The organism is Achromobacter sp. D10 (genome assembly GCF_035282245.1).
Taxonomy (GTDB): domain Bacteria; phylum Pseudomonadota; class Gammaproteobacteria; order Burkholderiales; family Burkholderiaceae_B; genus Achromobacter; species Achromobacter insolitus.
Map to the genome: position 1 here is coordinate 606,419 of NZ_JAYJLE010000002.1, position 16,912 is coordinate 623,330.

Annotated in this window: 18 protein-coding genes; 11 read left to right on the plus strand and 7 right to left on the minus strand. The window is 65.5% G+C overall.

Annotated features, from left to right (window positions below; translation table 11 throughout):
* Positions 1-12: 12 nt before the first annotated feature.
* Positions 13-807, minus strand: coding sequence for an IclR family transcriptional regulator domain-containing protein (locus VCS63_RS09615; protein ID WP_082884696.1), 795 nt, complete (start codon positions 805-807; stop codon positions 13-15).
* A 150-nt stretch (positions 808-957) separates the two neighbouring features.
* Here VCS63_RS09615 and VCS63_RS09620 point away from each other — a divergent pair, with 150 nt between their 5' ends.
* From VCS63_RS09620 to VCS63_RS09635, 4 genes are read left to right on the plus strand one after another with little or no spacing between them, the layout of a single operon-like run.
* Positions 958-1,938: a tripartite tricarboxylate transporter substrate binding protein gene (locus tag VCS63_RS09620; RefSeq protein ID WP_082900529.1), complete on the plus strand. Its 981-nt coding sequence runs from the start codon at positions 958-960 to the stop codon at positions 1,936-1,938.
* A gap of 21 nt (positions 1,939-1,959) precedes the next feature.
* Entirely contained in the window at positions 1,960-3,108 is a 1,149-nt protein-coding gene (locus VCS63_RS09625; protein WP_076815835.1) for a M24 family metallopeptidase, read from the plus strand.
* A gap of 20 nt (positions 3,109-3,128) precedes the next feature.
* Entirely contained in the window at positions 3,129-3,971 is an 843-nt protein-coding gene (locus VCS63_RS09630; RefSeq protein WP_063959851.1) for a TauD/TfdA dioxygenase family protein, read from the plus strand.
* A gap of 9 nt (positions 3,972-3,980) precedes the next feature.
* A complete protein-coding gene (locus VCS63_RS09635) occupies positions 3,981-4,970 on the plus strand; it encodes an alpha/beta fold hydrolase (RefSeq protein ID WP_323879465.1) in 990 nt (329 codons plus the stop codon).
* Positions 4,971-5,057: 87 nt separating this feature from the next.
* On the opposite strand, the gene VCS63_RS09640 is transcribed toward VCS63_RS09635, so the two are convergent.
* The 4 genes from VCS63_RS09640 to msrB all read right to left on the minus strand — a co-directional run bounded on the left by VCS63_RS09640 (position 5,058) and on the right by msrB (position 7,169).
* Positions 5,058-5,834 (minus strand): peptidylprolyl isomerase, encoded by a 777-nt coding sequence (locus VCS63_RS09640; RefSeq protein WP_042796802.1) that lies wholly within the window; start codon positions 5,832-5,834, stop codon positions 5,058-5,060.
* 17 nt (positions 5,835-5,851) lie between these two features.
* Positions 5,852-6,121 carry a BolA family protein gene (locus tag VCS63_RS09645; protein WP_063642027.1) on the minus strand — a complete coding sequence of 90 codons (270 nt, stop codon included), beginning with the start codon at positions 6,119-6,121 and terminating at the stop codon, positions 5,852-5,854.
* A 70-nt stretch (positions 6,122-6,191) separates the two neighbouring features.
* A complete protein-coding gene (locus VCS63_RS09650; protein ID WP_063959849.1) occupies positions 6,192-6,770 on the minus strand; it encodes a septation protein A in 579 nt (192 codons plus the stop codon).
* Positions 6,771-7,169, minus strand: coding sequence for a peptide-methionine (R)-S-oxide reductase MsrB (msrB, locus tag VCS63_RS09655; protein WP_149065040.1), 399 nt, complete (start codon positions 7,167-7,169; stop codon positions 6,771-6,773). It lies immediately after the preceding gene.
* Between the two features lie 52 nt (positions 7,170-7,221).
* Between msrB and VCS63_RS09660 the strand changes: the two genes are divergently transcribed.
* From VCS63_RS09660 to VCS63_RS09690, 7 genes are all read left to right on the plus strand, one after another.
* The gene (locus VCS63_RS09660; RefSeq protein ID WP_042796807.1) at positions 7,222-7,899 is read left to right on the plus strand and encodes an energy-coupling factor ABC transporter ATP-binding protein; all 678 of its coding nucleotides are present in this window, start codon (positions 7,222-7,224) and stop codon (positions 7,897-7,899) included.
* Positions 7,896-8,492, plus strand: coding sequence for an energy-coupling factor transporter transmembrane component T family protein (locus VCS63_RS09665; RefSeq protein WP_042796808.1), 597 nt, complete (start codon positions 7,896-7,898; stop codon positions 8,490-8,492). The genes VCS63_RS09660 and VCS63_RS09665 overlap by 4 nt, the downstream gene beginning before the upstream one ends.
* A 40-nt stretch (positions 8,493-8,532) precedes the next feature.
* On the plus strand, positions 8,533-9,090 hold the full coding sequence (locus VCS63_RS09670) for a biotin transporter BioY (RefSeq protein WP_042796809.1): 558 nt from the start codon (positions 8,533-8,535) through the stop codon (positions 9,088-9,090).
* Between the two features lie 242 nt (positions 9,091-9,332).
* Positions 9,333-10,496 (plus strand): ABC transporter substrate-binding protein, encoded by a 1,164-nt coding sequence (locus tag VCS63_RS09675; RefSeq protein ID WP_323879470.1) that lies wholly within the window; start codon positions 9,333-9,335, stop codon positions 10,494-10,496.
* Between the two features lie 151 nt (positions 10,497-10,647).
* Complete coding sequence (locus VCS63_RS09680; RefSeq protein ID WP_042796811.1) at positions 10,648-11,685, plus strand: branched-chain amino acid ABC transporter permease; 1,038 nt, start codon at positions 10,648-10,650, stop codon at positions 11,683-11,685.
* Positions 11,686-11,690: 5 nt separating this feature from the next.
* The gene (locus tag VCS63_RS09685; protein ID WP_063642023.1) at positions 11,691-13,526 is read left to right on the plus strand and encodes an ABC transporter permease subunit; all 1,836 of its coding nucleotides are present in this window, start codon (positions 11,691-11,693) and stop codon (positions 13,524-13,526) included.
* Positions 13,526-14,278, plus strand: coding sequence for an ABC transporter ATP-binding protein (locus VCS63_RS09690; RefSeq protein WP_042796812.1), 753 nt, complete (start codon positions 13,526-13,528; stop codon positions 14,276-14,278). Before VCS63_RS09685 ends, VCS63_RS09690 begins: the two co-directional genes overlap by 1 nt.
* A gap of 54 nt (positions 14,279-14,332) precedes the next feature.
* Here the strand turns inward: VCS63_RS09690 and VCS63_RS09695 are convergent, their stop codons facing one another.
* Positions 14,333-14,731 carry an ASCH domain-containing protein gene (locus VCS63_RS09695; protein WP_164793287.1) on the minus strand — a complete coding sequence of 133 codons (399 nt, stop codon included), beginning with the start codon at positions 14,729-14,731 and terminating at the stop codon, positions 14,333-14,335.
* Positions 14,728-16,872, minus strand: coding sequence for a phosphocholine-specific phospholipase C (locus tag VCS63_RS09700; protein WP_149065038.1), 2,145 nt, complete (start codon positions 16,870-16,872; stop codon positions 14,728-14,730). The genes VCS63_RS09695 and VCS63_RS09700 overlap by 4 nt, the downstream gene beginning before the upstream one ends.
* Between the last annotated feature and the right edge of the window lie 40 nt (positions 16,873-16,912).

Sequence of the window (16,912 nt, forward strand, 5' to 3'; positions counted from 1 at the left end):
CTGTAGAGCCGGTCAGATGGTGCTGCGAGGCATCATGTCGAGGATGGCAGCGGCTGCGCGCTGCAAGGCCGGCAAATGCTGCCGCTTCAATTCGTCGGGCTGGCGGGATCCGAGCACCATGCTGACGCTCAGGCCTGCCACCGCGCGGCCTTCATGGTTGTACAGCGGCACTGCCACGCCCGCGAATCCGTCCACCAATTCACTGACCGAAATGCAGTAGCCGTCCTGGCGCACCTGCCGGATCAGCTTGCGCAAGGCGCTGCGCGACACCGTGGTGTAGGGCGTCAGCCGCTTCAGGTCGGCGCTTTCCAGATAGGCATCGAGCGCCTCGTCGTCCAGCGTCGACAGCAGCGTGCGGCCCAGCGAGTGGGCGTAGGCGGGCAGGCGGCTGCCCACCGACAGGTCCAGCTTGAGCAGCTTGGGGCCTTCTTCGCGCGCCAGGAACACGACGTGTTGCCTGTCCAGCACGCCCAATGAGCAGGTTTCTCCGACGGTCTGCGCGACTTCGCGCATGGTCGCGCGGGTCAGCTTGGGCAGGCTCAGCGAAGCGAAATAGGCATACCCCAGATCCATGACCTTGGGCGTAGGCGAAAAATTCCTGCCGTCCTGCCGCACATAGCCCAGCTTTTCCAGCGTCAACAGTATGCGCCGCGACGCCGCGCGCGTGACGTCCAGTTGCTCGGCCGCTTCCTGCACCGTCACGCTCGCCACGCCCGTGGCATAGATCTGCAGCAATTGCAGGCCGTTGGCCAGGCTGTCGAGAAACTCCTCTTTTCTTTCTTTGGGTTCCGGCAATGTCGTGTCCATGTATCGGCGGTCTTGTCGTTGAAGGCTCGATTGTAGTTTGACATCCGCCGCAATCTTCATAAAATGCCAATTAGCGAACAATTGTTCGTTAATTAGATGGGTCGGCCAGGGCACCCCGCCCGGTACGCCCCGCATATATGGAGACATGCCATGTGCAGGAGACTAATGCGCGCCTTGGGCGCATGCGCCCTGGCGGCGGGGATGGCGGCCAGTTCCGCCGCCGGCGCGGCCGAGGCCTATCCCAGCAAACCCATCCGTTTCGTGGTGCCGGCAGCGGCTGGGGGACCCACCGAAATCGTCACGCGGCTGCTGGCCGAGCGCATGACGCAGAGCATGGGCGTATCCGTCATCGTCGAGGCCAAGCCTGGGGCGGGCGGCAATATCGGTGCGGACGCGGTGGCGAAGTCGGCGCCTGACGGCTACACCATTCTCATGGGCACCATCGGCACCAACGCCATCAACCAGACGTTGTACAAGTCCATGCCGTTCCAGCCGCTGAAAGACTTCACGGCGGTGACGCAGGTGGTGTCGTATCCGTTGGTCGTGGTGGTCAATCCCAAGCTCCCGATCTATTCGGTGGCGGATTTGATCGCCTACGCCCGTGCCAACCCGGGCAAGCTCAACCGCGCTTCGGGCGGCAGCGGCACGTCCATGCACATGTCCGGTGAGCTGTTCAACGAGATGGCGGGCGTGCAGATGCAGCACATCCCCTACAAGGGCAGCCTGCCCGCGCTGACGGACGTGATCGGCGGCCAGGCCGACCTGGCGTTCGACAGCCTGGTCATCGCGCAGCCGCTGATCAAGGCCGGCAAGCTGCGCGCCATCGCCGTGACCGGTCCGAAGCGTTCTCCCGCGGCGCCCGACATCCCCACCGTGGCCGAAACCGTGCCCGGATATGCCATGACGTCATGGATCGGCGTGTTCGCGCCTGCCGGCACCCCGCGCCCCATCGTCGATCGCCTGCAGCAGGAAATCGCCCGGGCGTTGGCCGATCCCCGAGTGCGGGAACAACTGGTCTCGCAGGCTGCCGACCCGGTGGCCAGCAAGCCCGACGACTTCGCCCGCTTTACCGCCGACGAAACCGAGAAATGGGCCCCCGTGGTCAAGGCCTCCGGCGCGTCGGTTTCCTGAATCCCCAAATAGGAGCGATACATGCAGTCCATCGATTTTCAGGCGCGCCGCAAGCGCGTTGCCCAGCACGCGCGCGAACTCGGGTTTGACGCCTATCTTGGCACTCGCCAGGGCGCGCTGCATTACCTGAGCGGGGCGTTCATGCCGTGGCGCGGCGCCGTGCTGGTCACGGCGGACGGGCGCTGCGAGTTCATCTACTGGGCCATGGACGCCTCGCGGGTGCGGGCGGAAGGCCACGAGATGGAAATGTACGAGTTCGAATTCTCGGACTTTCCGCAATTGATACGCCAGCGCCTGGAACACCATGGCCTGACGCGGGGCAAGGTCGCGCTGGACCTGTCGCATCCGGGCGCCGCGCAGGTGGCGCCGGGCATGCTCACCGCCGCCGAATACTTCGACCTGTCCAGCCACTTGCCCGACATCCGCTTCGAAAACGGCGTGGACGTTATCGACGATGTCATGCTGATCAAGGACGGGGCCGAGATAGAGCGCCTGCGCCACGCCGCGGAAGTCTCGGATTACGGCTTCGAGCAGGGCATGAATGCAGTGCGGGCGGGCGCGACCGAGAACGAAATCGCCGGGGAAATCGAGCGCGCGATCCGGCAGCGGGGCAGCACCTGGTCCTGGGCTGTGACCGGGGGCACCGAAGTGGGCGCCGGCGAACGCACGGGATTCCTGCGCGGCGTTACCCAGCAGGCGACGGACCGCGCCATCCGGCCGAACGAATTCGTGATCCTGGACCTGCATCCCTTGCTGGACCTATATATGGCGGATACCGCGTTGCCTGTCTTCCTGGGCAAGCCGGACTCCGTCCAGAGCAAGCTGATCGATTGCTGGGAAGACACCGTGCAGACCATGCTTGCGTCCCTTACACCCGGCCGCCCGATTGCGGAGTGCGCCAGCCGCGGCATCGCCGTGTTCGAAAAACATGGCTTGAGCGAGTTCGGGCTGCCGCTGTTCGGCCATGGCCTGGGCACCTGCGCGCGGACCCGGCCGTTTATCAATCTGCGCAGCCGCGACATCGTCACCCCGGGCATGGTGGTGGCGCTGGGCACGCACCTGTACCGCCCGGGCGTGGGCGGCATGCGGTTGGAATACCCGGTGTTGATCGGAGAGCATGGCGCAGAGCCCCTGGTGCGTACCGAGGCCCGCGTGCATCGCCTTCCCTGAACCTTGGCAGGAGTCTGATCATGAAAGCGATTCCCTTGAGCCCGCTGATCGGCGCGGCAGTGCATGGCGTGGACCTGGAAACTCTCGACGACACCGCGTTCGAGGACGTGAACCAGCTGTTCCTGCGCCACCAACTGCTGGTCTTCAAGAACCAGCGCCTGTCGCCCGAGGGCCAACTGCGTTTCAGCCGCCGCCTGGGCGAGCTGGATATCCATGTGCTGGCCCAGTACAACCATCCTGAATATCCCGAGATATTCGTGCTGTCCAACGAGGTAAAGAACGGCGTGCCGGCAGGCATCGCCGACGGCGGTTCGTACTGGCATTCGGACTTCGCCTTCCGCGAATGCCCGGCCAAGGCCACTATCCTCAATGCCCAATTGATCCCGCCGGAAGGCGGCAATACCTTGTTCGTCAACATGTACCGGGCATACGAGGAACTGGACGGCGGCATTCAAGCCCAGTTGGCAGGCTTGCGGGCAGTGCACCGCTACCGGCGCAAGAATACCCGCGCCGAGGAGGGCACCCAGGTAAAGATGGACGCGAGCCAGTTGGCCGGCACGCCGGACGTGGAGCACCCCATTGTGCGCACGCACCCTGAAACAGGCCGCAAGGCGCTGTACGTCCATCCCGGCATGACGGCCGAGGTGTCCGGCTGGGGCGAGGCGGACAGCCAGGAACTGCTGGAACGCCTGTTCGCGCATTGCACGCAGCAGAAGTACCAATACGCGCTGCAATGGGAGCCGGGCGACGTGGTCATGTGGGACAACCGCTGCGTGATGCACAAGGCGACCACGCGCGAACTGCCAGCCAGCATGCGGCGTACGATCTATCGCACGACGGTCATGGGCGAACGTCCCATCTAGGAGGGTCCGGTGTCCGCCAGCCCGTCTTCGGATCACGCCGCAGGCGTGATGCAATTCGACGCCCTGCCGCTGGAAAGCGGCAAGCGGCTCGCGCCGGCGCGGCTGGCGTGGTCCTGCTATGGTCCGGCGCCGGACCGAGCGCGCGCCGTGGTCCTGCTGCTGCACGGCATATCCGGCAGCCAGCAGGCGCTGAAGGCGGACGAGGGAGAGGCCTATCCCGACGCCGGGTGGGCGAGCCCTTGGCTGGGGCCCGGGGCGGCGCTGGACACACGCGATACTTGCGTGCTGGCGCCCAACGCGCTGGGTTCCTGTTTTGGCAGCAGCGCGCCGATGGGCGCGGCCGCCAGCACATTTCCCGACGTGTCGATTGCCGATGGGGTGCGCCTTCAGGGGGAATGGCTGCGCGCCATCGGCGTCAAGCGGCTGGACGCGGTGTTGGGCTATTCCTATGGCGGTTATCAGGCCTTCCAGTGGGCGGTGGCCGCGCCGTTGCCGATCGGGCGGGCGGTGGTGCTGGCCTCGGCGCCGCGTGGCGGTGGCAGCATGGCGGATGCGCAGCGCCTGCGCCGGATCGCTGCCGCCCTGGACGCGGGCGATGCGGATGCGAGGCGAGAATGGGTCGAGTTGCGGTGTGCGACCTTGCGGCGCTATGGCTACGCGCGATGGTTGGCGGACGCCCGCGAGCCCGATGCGGAATCGCGCTTGCAGGCCGAGGCGCAAGCCTGGGCGGGGCGCTTTTCGCCGTGGTCCATGGCGGCGCTCAGGACGTCCGCCTGCCGCTACGACGCCCGGGCAGCATTGTTGGAGACAGCCACGCCCGTGCGGTGGCTGCGCTGCGTGTCGGATGAGCTGTTTGCGCCGGATGATCCAGACGCCCGGGCCCAGGCCCCATATCCCGCTAACGTCGTCCAAGTCAGCGTGGACGGGCGCTATGGCCATCTGTCGCCGCTGCTGGAAGGGCGGTTGTGGGAACCCCATCTGAAGCAGGCGCTGGCCTAGGTTGGAGCCACGCCTATTGGGAATGGTCAACACAGGCGCAAAAAAATTGCCCGCATGAGCGGGCAATTTTCATTCTTGCGGCAAGGCTTACTGGATCTTGGCCTTTTCGCGCAGTTCCTTCTGGTAGTCGGCCAGGGTTTGCTGGCGCAGCATTTCTTCCAACTGCGGACGCACCTGGTCGAGCGGCGGGAATTCCACCGGACGGGTGTCGTCAACCATGATGATGTGCCAGCCGAACTGGGTTTGCACCGGCTTGTCGACCAATTCGCCCTTCTTCAGCTGCGTCACGGCCTGCGCGAACGGCTGGACGTAGTTGGTCGGGGGAGCCCAACCCAGATCGCCACCCTTTTCGGCGCTGCCGGGGTCCTTGGAGTTCTTCTTGGCCAGGTCGTTGAACTTGCTCTTGTTGCTCTTGATCTGGGCCAGCAGGTCGTTTGCCGTCTTCTCGTCTTCGACGAGGATGTGGCGGACCTTGTATTCCATCTTGCCGGCCTGTTCCTTCTTGATCTTTTCGTATTCGGCCGTGACCTTGGCGTCCGACACCGGATGCTTGGCCAGGTAGTCGGCCATCAGGGCGCGGACCAGGATGCCTTGGCGGGCCAGCTCGACTTCGGTCTGGACGTCGGCCTGCTTGGCGATGCCGCTGGATTCGGCGGCTTGCACGAAGATCTGGCGGTTGATCATTTCCTGCTTGACCTGTTCGCGCAGCTGCGGCGAATCGGTGGCGCCCTGGCTGACCAACAGCTTGACGAATTGATCCAGGCTCTTTTGCGAGATGGCCTTGCCGTTGACGGTAGCCACGTTCTGGGCAAAAGCCGGCACGGCGATGACGCAGGCCGCAGCCAGCATGACGATGCGTTTCATGAATATCCTTTTACTTTCTATTTGGGAGCCTGGGCATCTAGCGCAAGCGCATGAATCGGATAAGGGATCAAATCTTGCAAATGATGATACACCAGCCTATGCCGCGCAACGGCGGAGAGCCCCGCAAAGCAAGGCGCTACGATGATCACGCGATAGTGGCCGGCGCCGTTTTTACTGCCTTCGTGGCCGGCATGCAAATGCGAGTCGTCCAGGATCTCCAGGCTGACGGGTTCCAGGGCGGCTAGACGCTCCCGGATCAGGGACATGCGGTCGGTGGTGTCTGACATGGGGGGTATGGGTTAGTTCCGGCGCGCGGGGCCCGGGAGGCGGGCGCGCCGGTCTGGAAGTGAGGGGGCGTCAGGGTTGGCGGGGCGGCGTATCGGAGGAGGGGGCCTGTTCCTCCGTCTGGATGTGCTTGCCCAGCCAGATCGACTGGCCGATCACGAAGACGACCATCAGGCCCATCAGGCCGAAGGCCTTGAAGCTGACCCACTGCGATTCGGTGAAGTGGCCGGAAAATGCCACGTACAGGTTGAGCGCGCCCGCGATCAGGAAGAATCCGGCCCAGACCAGGTTCAGGCGTTCCCAGGCGGCATCGGGCAACTGGATCTGCTTTTCCATCAGGCGGCGGATCAGGTTGCGGCCGAAGAACAGGCGTGCAAAGACCAGGGCGCCGCCGAACAGCCAATACAGCACCGTGGGCTTCCATTTGATGAAGACGTCGCTATGCAGCCAGATCGTGGCGCCGCCGAAGACCAGGATGACGGTGAGGTTGATCCAGTGCATGGCCTCGGTGGCGCGGCCCGTGGCCTTCAACCAGACGATCTGCAGCACGGCCGCCGCCATGGCGACGCCCGTAGCGATGAAAATGTCCGTGTACCGATACGCAATGAAGAAAAGGAACAGCGGAAACAGGTCGAACAGGAACTTCTTCATTCAGTCTTCTATGGGTTCAAACGTCATCGACAGGGAATTGATGCAGTAGCGCAGTCCGGTGGGCTCGGGGCCGTCGGGAAAGACGTGTCCCAGGTGCGAGTCGCAGACGTTGCATAGGACTTCGGTGCGGACCATGCCGTGGCTGGTGTCGCGCTCCTCGCGCACCAGTTCCGGGTCCAGCGGCTGGAAGTAGCTGGGCCAGCCGCAGCCGGCATCGAATTTGGTGTCGGAAGCGAACAGCGCGGTGCCACAGCCCACGCAGCGGTAGATGCCAGGCGAGAACGTATTCCAGTAACGCCCGGTGAACGCCCGTTCGGTACCCTTTTCACGGGTGACGACGTATTCTTCGGGGGAAAGCTGGGCACGCCATTCGGCGTCGGATTTTCGTACTTTGTCCATATGAGCTCTTGGAGTCCCGATGCCCGAAATGGTTCGGGCATAATCCCGCCCCATGTTAATCGAGTTTGACCAGGCGGTTGTTTCCACGCCCCAGGCGCAAGTGCTGAATGGGGTGAGCCTGACGCTGGCCGAACGCCGCATCGGCATCGTCGGCCCCAACGGCGCGGGCAAGAGCACCCTCGCGCGCCTGATCAACGGATTGGTCCTGCCTTCCGCCGGCAGCGTGCGGGTGGGCGGCCTGGATACCCGGCACGACTTGAAGGCCGTGCGCCGGCAGGTCGGTTTCGTATTCCAGAATCCCGAGAACCAGATCGTCTTTCCTATCGTCCGCGAGGACCTGGCGTTCGGCCTGAAGCACCTGGCCCCGGACCGCCAGCAGCGCGAAGCCCGTATCGATGCCCAACTCGGCCACCTGGGCGTGGGCCACCTGGCGGACCGGACCAGCCACACGCTCTCCGGCGGCGAACGCCAGCTGGTTGCGTTGGCGGCGGTGCTGGTAATGGAACCGGCGCTGATCGTATTCGATGAACCCACCACCCAGCTGGACCTGCGCAACCGCAATCGCGTGCGCGATGCCATCGCGGGCCTTCCTCATGACGCCATCGTCGTCAGCCACGATCTGGAACTGCTGGAGGATTTCGACCGGGTGGTGGTGGTGCGCGACGGCGGCATCGCGGCCGACGACCAGCCGGCTGCCGCCCTGCGCTGGTACCGGGAGCACTGCGCATGATGGAACCGCTCTACGTCGCGGGCAATAGTGTCCTGCACCGCTTGCCGGCCTGGCTGAAACTGCTGGCGTTGATGGCGGCGGGCGCGGGCCTGTTCCTGCTGCGCGATCCGCGCTGGCTGGCGCTGGCTTTTCTGGCCGCTGCCGTGCTGGTCGGGACCACGGGCGTGACCGCGGCCGCGGTCTGGCGGCAGATCAAGGGATTGATCTGGGTGCTGTTGGCCGTCGGCCTCTTCACCGCCTGGTTCCAGGGGGGGATGGAGGCGCTGGCGGTCCTGCTGCGCGTGGGGGCGATGGTGGGCCTGGCCCTGGCCGTCACGTTGGCCACCCGCACGTCCGACCTGATCGCCGTTTGCGAAAAGGCGCTGATGCCGCTAGAACGCATGCGGCTGGTGGATGCCGGCAAAGTTGCGCTGGCCCTGGCGCTGGCGCTGCGCTTCGTGCCCGAAATCTGGCGCAATTTCCAGGAAATCCGCGAGGCGCAGGCGGCCCGTGGACTGGGCGCCAATCCCGTTGCGCTGATCGTGCCTTTGATCGTGTTAACGCTGAAAAGGGCGCAGGAAGTGTCCGAAGCGATAGACGCGCGCAGCCATTGAGGGGCCGCGCGCCCTGTTCCATCTCCCAAAGGGGAAAACCGTGAAATCCAGTAATACCGTGCTGATTGCGCTGTTCGCGGCGCTGATCGTCGTCCTGAGCCTGATTCCACCGATTCCGCTGCCCGCCATCCCGGTGCCGGTCACGCTGCAGACACTGGGCGCCATGCTGGCGGGGGCGATGCTGGGCCCTGTGCGCGGCGCGCTGGCGTGCCTGCTTTATTTAGCGCTGGCGGCAGTAGGGCTGCCCGTGCTGCCGGGCGGCCGGGGAGGGTTGGGCGCTTTCTTCGGGCCGACCGGTGGTTTTCTCGTGGGCCTGGTGGCGGGCGCTTTTGTGACCGGCTGGCTGGCGCGGCGCCTTGCCGGCCGCGCCACGGGCGGGGCGGCCAGGTTCGCCGGCTACGTGGCGGCTTGCGTGGTAGGCGGCATCGCCGTGGTCTACGCCTGCGGCGTGCCCTGGCTGGCTGCCGTGACCAAGATGGGCTTTACGAAGGCGGCGCTGGCGGTGGCCGTGTTCCTGCCGGGCGACCTGGCCAAGGCACTGGTTGCCGCATGGGTGGCGTCGCGGGTAGAGCGTGTGTGGCCCATGTTGGGGCGCTGAGACGCGCGGTGGCGCCCCAGGGAATCCCCCAACTGACGTCCGCCAAGCTTTTCTAGTACAAGTTCGCCATTAACGAATGCATTTGCTGAAACGCGTTTTTCGTAGCACATCAGGGAATTACCGGAGTTGCGCATCGTCATCTGATACTGTTTTAACCCTATAATATTTTTTTCTGTATAACTTTAACTAGGCTCGCCCTGCCTCGACCGAGGCGCTCCAGAGCCACCACAGGAGACAAAAATATGCGCAAGCACTTCGGCTTGTCCGCGGCGGCTGCCGCCATTGCCCTGGCCCTGCCGCTACTGGCGAACGCCCAGGTCAAGGTTGGCGTGACCGTGTCCAGCACCGGCCCCGCCGCGTCGCTGGGTATCCCCGAGCGCAATACCGTGGCACTGCTGCCCAAGGAAGTGGCAGGCCAGAAGATCGACTGGATCGTCCTGGACGACGCTACCGATACGACGCAAGCCGTCAAGAACTCGCGCAAGCTGGCCTCCGACGACAAGGTCGACGTGCTGATCGGCACCTCGGTCACGCCGGGCTCGCTCGCCATGGTCGACGTGGCCGCCGAAGCCAAGGTGCCCATGATCAGCGTGGCCGCCAGCGCCAAGATCGTCGAGCCCGTGGACGAAAAGCGCCGCTGGGTCTTCAAGACCCCCCAAAACGACGCCCTGATGGCCGGCGCCCTGGCTGACGCCATGGCCAAGTCCAAGGTCAAGACGCTGGGCTTCATCGGCTTTGCCGACGCCTACGGCGACGGCTGGCTGGACGTGATGCAGAAGGCCGCCAAGGCCAAGGGCATCGAGATCGTCGCCATCGAGAAATACAGCCGCACCGATACCAGCGTGACGGGCCAGGTGCTTAAGCTGGTCGGCGCCAAGCCCGACGCCATCCTGATCGCCGGCGCAGGCACGCCCTCGGCCCTGCCGCAGAAGGAACTGAAGGCCCGCAACTACGGCGGCACCATCTACCAGACGCACGGCGCCGCCAACAACGACGTGCTGCGCGTGTGCGGCAAGGACTGCGACGGCATGCTGCTGCCTGCAGGCCCGCTGCTGGTCGCGGCCCAGCTGCCGGACAGCAACCCGGTCAAGAAGTCGGCCCTGGCCTACGTGGAAGCGTACGAGAAGGCCAATGGCGCCGGTTCCACCAACACGTTCGGCGGCCACATGTGGGACGCCGGCCAGCTGGTCGTGGCCGCGCTGCCCGTGGCGCTGAAGTCGGGCGCCAAGCCCGGCACGCCGGAATTCCGCGCCGCCATGCGCGACGCCCTGGAAGGCGTGAAGGATCTGGCTGCCTCGCAAGGCGTGTTCAACATGTCGCCGACGGACCACGCCGGCTTTGACGAGCGCTCGCGCGTCATCGTCAAGGTGGAAGGCGGCAAGTGGGTCTACCAACCCGGCCTGTAATCCTCCAGGATCGCCCGATCCAAGGGTGAACGAAGCGCGGCGGCGCCCGCCGCGCGGCACCCCAGCAATGCTTCGCACCGGCCTTTCCGGCCGGTGTGTCGTATCAGTGTCCCGGGTGCGGCCGGAACACCAGAATAAATAAGGTTGTTAGATGGATTCCTCAATTGCGCTGATCCTGCTGCAAGACGGTGTCGTCAACGGCGCCATCTATGCCCTCCTGGGCATGGCTTTGGTGCTGGTTTTTGCCGTTACGCGCGTCATTTTCATTCCCCAGGGCGAGTTCGTGGCGTTCGGCGCCCTGACCCTGGCTATGCTGGTGGACGGCAAAGTGCCGGGCACCGCCTATCTTCTGCCGCTGCTGGGCGTCGTCTGCCTGGCGCTTGAGCTGCTGCGCGCGTTGCGTACCCGTAGCGCCGCCGCGCTGCCCAAGGCCTTCGCCACGTGCGTGGTCCTGCCGCTGGCGCTGCTCTGGCTGACCGTGACCTACACCGCGCCCGGCAATTCGCTGTGGCTGAACATGCTGCTGACGCTGCTGCTGGTGATCCCCATGGGTCCGATGGTCTACCGCATCGTCTACCAGCCGCTGGCCGAGGCCACCGTGCTGGTGCTGCTGATCGTTTCCGTGGCAGTGCACTTCGCGCTTACCGGCCTGGCCCTGGTGTTCTTCGGCGCTGAAGGCTGGCGCACTCCCGCCTTCGTCAGCGGGCAGGTCGACCTGGGCTTCATGACCTGGTCCGCGCAAAGCCTGTTCGTGGTGGCGACCTGCGCCATCCTGATCATCGGCCTGTGGCTGTTCTTCGGCAAGACGTTGTATGGCCGCGCGCTGCGTGCCACGGCGGTCAATCGCCGCGGCGCCCGCCTGGTCGGCATCAGCACCACCATGTCCGGCAGCCTGACCTTCACGCTGGCCGTGGCCATCGGCGCCATGTCCGGCATGCTGATCGCGCCCATCACCACCGTGTACTACGACACCGGCTTCCTGATCGGCCTGAAGGGCTTCGTCGGCGCCATCATCGGCGGCCTGGCCAGCTACCCCGTGGCCGCCGCGGGCTCGCTGCTGGTGGGTGTGCTGGAATCCTTCTCGTCCTTCTGGGCCAGCGCCTACAAGGAAGTGATTGTCTTTACCTTGATTATCCCGGTTCTGGTCTGGCGTTCGTTCAGCACCCATCACGTGGACGAAGAGGAATAAACGTCATGAACCGCATTCTGCTTGCCGTCTTCATCGTCGTCCTGGCGGGCCTGCCTCTGTTGCCGGTCACGCCCGAATTCTGGGTGACGCAACTCAACTATATCGGGCTGGCCAGCCTGGTGGTGCTGGGCCTCGTGCTGTTGACCGGCGTGGGCGGCCTGACCTCGTTCGGCCAGGCGGCGTTCGTGGGCCTGGGCGCCTATACCACCGCCTACCTGACCACGCAGTACGACGTTTCGCCCTGGTTGGCACTGCCCGCCGGGCTGATTCTGACGGCCATCGTGGCCTATCTGCTGGGCGCGATCACCCTGCGCCTGTCGGGCCACTACCTGCCGCTGGGCACCATCGCCTGGGGGCTGTCGCTGTACTTCCTGTTCGGCAACATCGATTGGCTGGGCAAGCATGACGGCATTGCCGGCATCGAGCCCATCAGCATCTTCGGTGTGTCGCTGGCCAGCGGCCGCCACATCTATTACCTGATCTGGGTGTTCGTGCTGCTGGCGCTGTGGGCGACCCGCAACCTGTTGAACTCGCGTCCGGGCCGTGCCATCCGCGCGCTCAAGAGCGGCGCCGGCATGGCGGAGTCCATGGGCGTGAACACGGCTGCCTACAAGGTCGTGATCTTCGTCTGGGCGGCGTTGCTGGCTTGCGTGTCCGGCTGGCTCTACGCGCACATGCAGCGTGCCGTCAGCCCCAGCCCGTTCGGCATCAACTACGGCATCGAGTACCTGTTCATGGCGGTGGTCGGCGGCGCGGGCTACGTCTGGGGCGCCTTGCTGGGCTCCAGCGTGATCCTGGTGCTCAAGGACCAGTTGCAGAACCTCTTGCCCAAACTGCTGGATACCAACGCCAACTTCGAAATGATCGTCTTCGGCGTGCTGCTGATCCTGATGCTGCAATACGCCCGTAACGGCCTGTGGCCGATCCTGGCGGGCTGGTGGAGCAGCATCACCGGGGCCGACGGTTCGCGCCGGAATCTCGCGCCGCCCGCGCCCGCGCCGGCGCTGCCGACGCGCGCTCGCCCGCAAGCCGGCCAGGTCGTGCTTGAAGTCGATGCCATCCGTAAGGAATTCGGCGGCCTGGTCGCTGTCAACGACATCTCCTTCAAAGTGGCATCTGGCGAAATCATGGGCCTGATCGGCCCCAACGGCGCCGGCAAGAGCACGACCTTCAACCTGATCAGCGGCGTGCTGCCGGTGACGCGCGGCAAGGTCACCTTCATGGGCCAGCGCATCGACAGCCGATCGGCGCGGGACATCGCCAAGCTGGGCGTGGGCCGCACCTTCCAGCACGTGCAATTGCTGCCCGGCATGACCGTGCTGGAGAACGTGGCGCTGGGCGCGCACCTGCGCTCGGATGTCGGCGTGCTGGCGGGAGCGATGCATTCCGACCGCGCTCGTGAAGCGCAGTTGCTGCACGAAGCCGCCGAGCAGATCAAGCGCGTCGGCCTCGGTGAATACCTGTACGAGCAGGCCGGCAACCTGGCTCTGGGCCAGCAACGCATCCTGGAAATCGCGCGCGCCCTGGCCGCCGATCCGGTGCTGCTGCTGCTGGACGAACCCGCCGCCGGCTTGCGCTACAAGGAAAAGCAGGACCTGGCGCGCGTGCTGGAGCAGTTGCGCGCAGAGGGCATGAGCATTCTGCTCGTCGAACACGATATGGATTTTGTGATGCGTCTGACCAACCACCTCGTGGTGATGGATTTCGGCACCAAGCTGGCGGAAGGCGTGCCGGCCGACGTGCAAAAGAACCCTGCGGTGCTGGAAGCCTACCTGGGCGGCATCGATGACGACCTGCCCGAAGCGGATCAGGCCAAACCCGTGTCGGCAGGAGGCGTGTAATGAGCTCTCCCGTACTCGAAGTCAGCAACCTGTCCGCCCGCTATGGCAAGGTGGGTGCGCTGGTGGGCGCTTCGCTCACCGTGCCCGCCGGCAGTATCGTCACGGTGATCGGCGCCAACGGCGCCGGCAAGTCCACCATGCTGAACGCCATGATGGGTTCGCTGCCGCAGACAGGCCACGCGGCCGGCACCGTGCAGTACGCCGGTACCGACGTGTCGGGCTGGCAGGTCGAACGCCGCGTCGCGGCCGGCATGTCGCTGGTACCTGAGCGCCGCGAACTGTTCGGCACCATGTCGGTGGAGGACAACCTGCTGCTGGGCGGTTTCCGCCGCTACCGCGCCCGCGAAAGCGGCTGGCGCGACACGCTCAACGAGGTATTCGATCTGTTCCCGCGGCTGCGCGAGCGCCGCGCCCAACAGGCGGGCACCCTGTCGGGCGGCGAACGCCAGATGCTGGCAGTCGGCCGCGCGCTGATGGCCAAGCCCAACCTGCTGATGCTGGACGAGCCCAGCCTGGGCCTGGCGCCGCGCATCGTGCGCGAGATCTTCCACATCATCGCGCGCTTGCGCGAAACCGGCGTGGCGATCCTGCTGGTCGAACAGAACGCGCGCGCGGCCTTGCAAGTGGCCGACTACGGCTACGTGCTGGAGACCGGAGAGGTCATCCTGCACGGCCCGGCGCGCGAGCTGGCTGGCGACCCCAAGGTCATTGAAAGCTATCTGGGACTGGGTAAGGGCGGCGAGGAAGGCTGAGCCGTTTTACCGCTGTTCGCGGAAAGAGAAAGGGACGCCGCGAGGCGTCCTTTTTTATCTTTCGAAGACTTCCACCACGCGGAAGCGCTCGCATACAAGCATCATGTCCGGCGCATACCCGCCGTTGCGTTCGAAATACGCGATGTGTCCATCGCGCCAGGCCTCGTAGGGACCTTCACCCTCGGCGACCGCGAACGCTTCGTCCACTTGGTCAAAGCGCTGGATCAGCACGCTGAGCGTTTCGATGACGCAGGCCGGGCGGCCCCGTCCGTCCAGCACGACGTCGCGCCGACCGGCCTCGGGCACGGGTTCTTGCGCATTGAAGTCGCGCAACGCACCGCAGGTGGCCGTCTTCGTGCCGGCCAGCACCAGCGCCAGCAATTCGTCGGCCAGCTCGGGCGAGTCGCCGAACTGGAACGTTACGGCGTTTTCATAGGGTGCGGGTGGTTTCATGCCAGGGGTGCCCATTGCAGTATCAGCTCTTGCCCCATCGCGGGGTCTGAGGTGGAGGGTGCGCCGGTCTCGATGCGTCCGGCCAGACGGCGAGTGTAGGCCGGGTCGCCGCCGTCGAGAACCGTCACGTCGTACCAGCCCCCGCTGCGCGTCATGTCCCAGGACAAGCTGACGCTCTCGCAGGGCCCGAGCTTGGTGTCGCTTGCTTGAGGATAGCCATAAGCATTGGCCTGGACTTGGAACGAACGGGCTTGCGGAGCGGGATTTCGTACCGTGAGTTGCAGGGATGCACCCGGTCCCTGGTAGGCGGCCGTGACTTCCAACGGTGGCGTGCCGGCGCGGCCTGTGCAATGGCGGTGGAATCCATTGGGGCCCAATATCCACAGATCGTAGCGGCCGTCGTCGGACGCGGTATGCCATGTTCCTTCCAACTGCGTGCCAGCTTCGACGGTGTAGCGGCGCGGGCCTTGCGCCAGATGCAGCCGGTCATACACATGGAATACTGCGCCGGCTGTACCGATGTTTTCGAAACGCAGCGCGACGCCGCCGTCATCCACGCGGGCGTGCACTTGCAGCGCATAGGGCAGGGGGCGTGACGGGCGCGTGCCGGCGGATTGCCGCGCCAGCGCGGGCTGTCTCGGCGCGGGCGGCGTGATCGTGCCCGGCAACGCAGAGGCCAGTCCGGCGCGTCCCGCCGTGGCCGGCAAGCCGCTGGGCAAGCCTGCGCCGTCCGGCGCGGAAAAGTCGAAGATCGATGTCAGGTCGCCACAGACGGCGCGGCGCCATGGTGAGATATTGGGCTCGGCCACTCCGAATCGCTGTTCGACGAAGCGCAGCACGGAAGTGTGGTCGAACACCTGCGAGTTGACCCAGCCGCCCTTGGTCCAGGGCGACAGCACATACATAGGCACGCGCGGACCCAAACCGTATACGCCGTGCAGATGCGCCAGGGTATCGTCCTTTTCCGCGCCCGCGACGATCTCGTGATATTCGCCGCGCGTGTCCACCGTCGAGGCTCCGGCCAACGCGCCCGAGGCATCGCGCGAGGGCGGTGCGGGCGGCGGCATGTGGTCGAAGAAACCGTCGTTCTCGTCGAACATCAGCAGCAGGACGGTCTTGCTCCAGACCTCGGGGTCGGCTGTGAGCGCGTCCAGTACCCGGGCGGTGTAGTCGGCGCCCTGGGCCGGGCTGGACGGGCTGGGATGCTCCGAGCCAGCCTTGGTCGCACAGATCCACGACACCTGCGGCAGCGTGCCGTCCAGCACGTCCTGGCGCAGCAGGTCCAGGTCGCGCGTGGTCAGGGCCTTGTCCTTCAGCGCGGCAGCCGAACCCGGCACGCCATGATAGGCATCGCGGTAGGCTTTGAACCCGGCCGTGGGATTCAGGGAATAGTTGTCCGCCATGTTCTGGTAGATGCGCCAGCTGACGCCGGCTGCCTCCAGGCGCTCGGGGTAGGTCGTCCAGGTGTAGGCGCGCGCCGGGTCGCCTCCGGTGAGCTTGTTGTAGGTATTGCCCAATGCCGGTCCGTTGCCGCGTCCCAGCCCGTCGTTGGTGCCCGTCCAGACGAACAGCCGGTTGGTATTGGTGCCGCCGGTGAACGAGCAGTGATAGGCGTCGCAGACGGTGAAGGCGCGCGCCATGGCGTACTGGAAGGGCATGTCCTCCGCCGTGAAATATGCCATCGAATGGTTTTTCTTGGCGGCAGGCCAGTTACCCATGCGGCCGGCGTCCCAGGCGTCCTGGGCGTTGGACCACGTATGCGGCGTGCTGGCCACGCGCATGGTCTCGAAGGCCTCGCGGGTGTCCAGGTGAAAGGGCAGCACCGTGCGCGGCTGGCCGTCATCCGGCTTGTCGTTGTACTGAGCCCAGACGCTGCGGTGGCGGGCATCGGGACTGTCAGGCACCGGGATCGGAAAGCGGTCGCCGAATCCGCGTACGCCGGCAAGCGTGCCGAAGTAGTGGTCGAACGAGCGGTTCTCCTGCATGAAGATCACGATGTGCTCAACGTCGCGGATCGTGCCCGTGCGGTGGTTGGCAGGAATGGCCAGGGCGCGCCGTATCGCTGCGGGGAACAGCGCCAGCGCGCTGCCGGCGCCGGCCAGGGCGGCGCTGTTGCGGAGAAAATCGCGTCGAGTCTGCATAGGCATTCCTGAGAAACGACGCTGCCCGCACGAGGCGGGC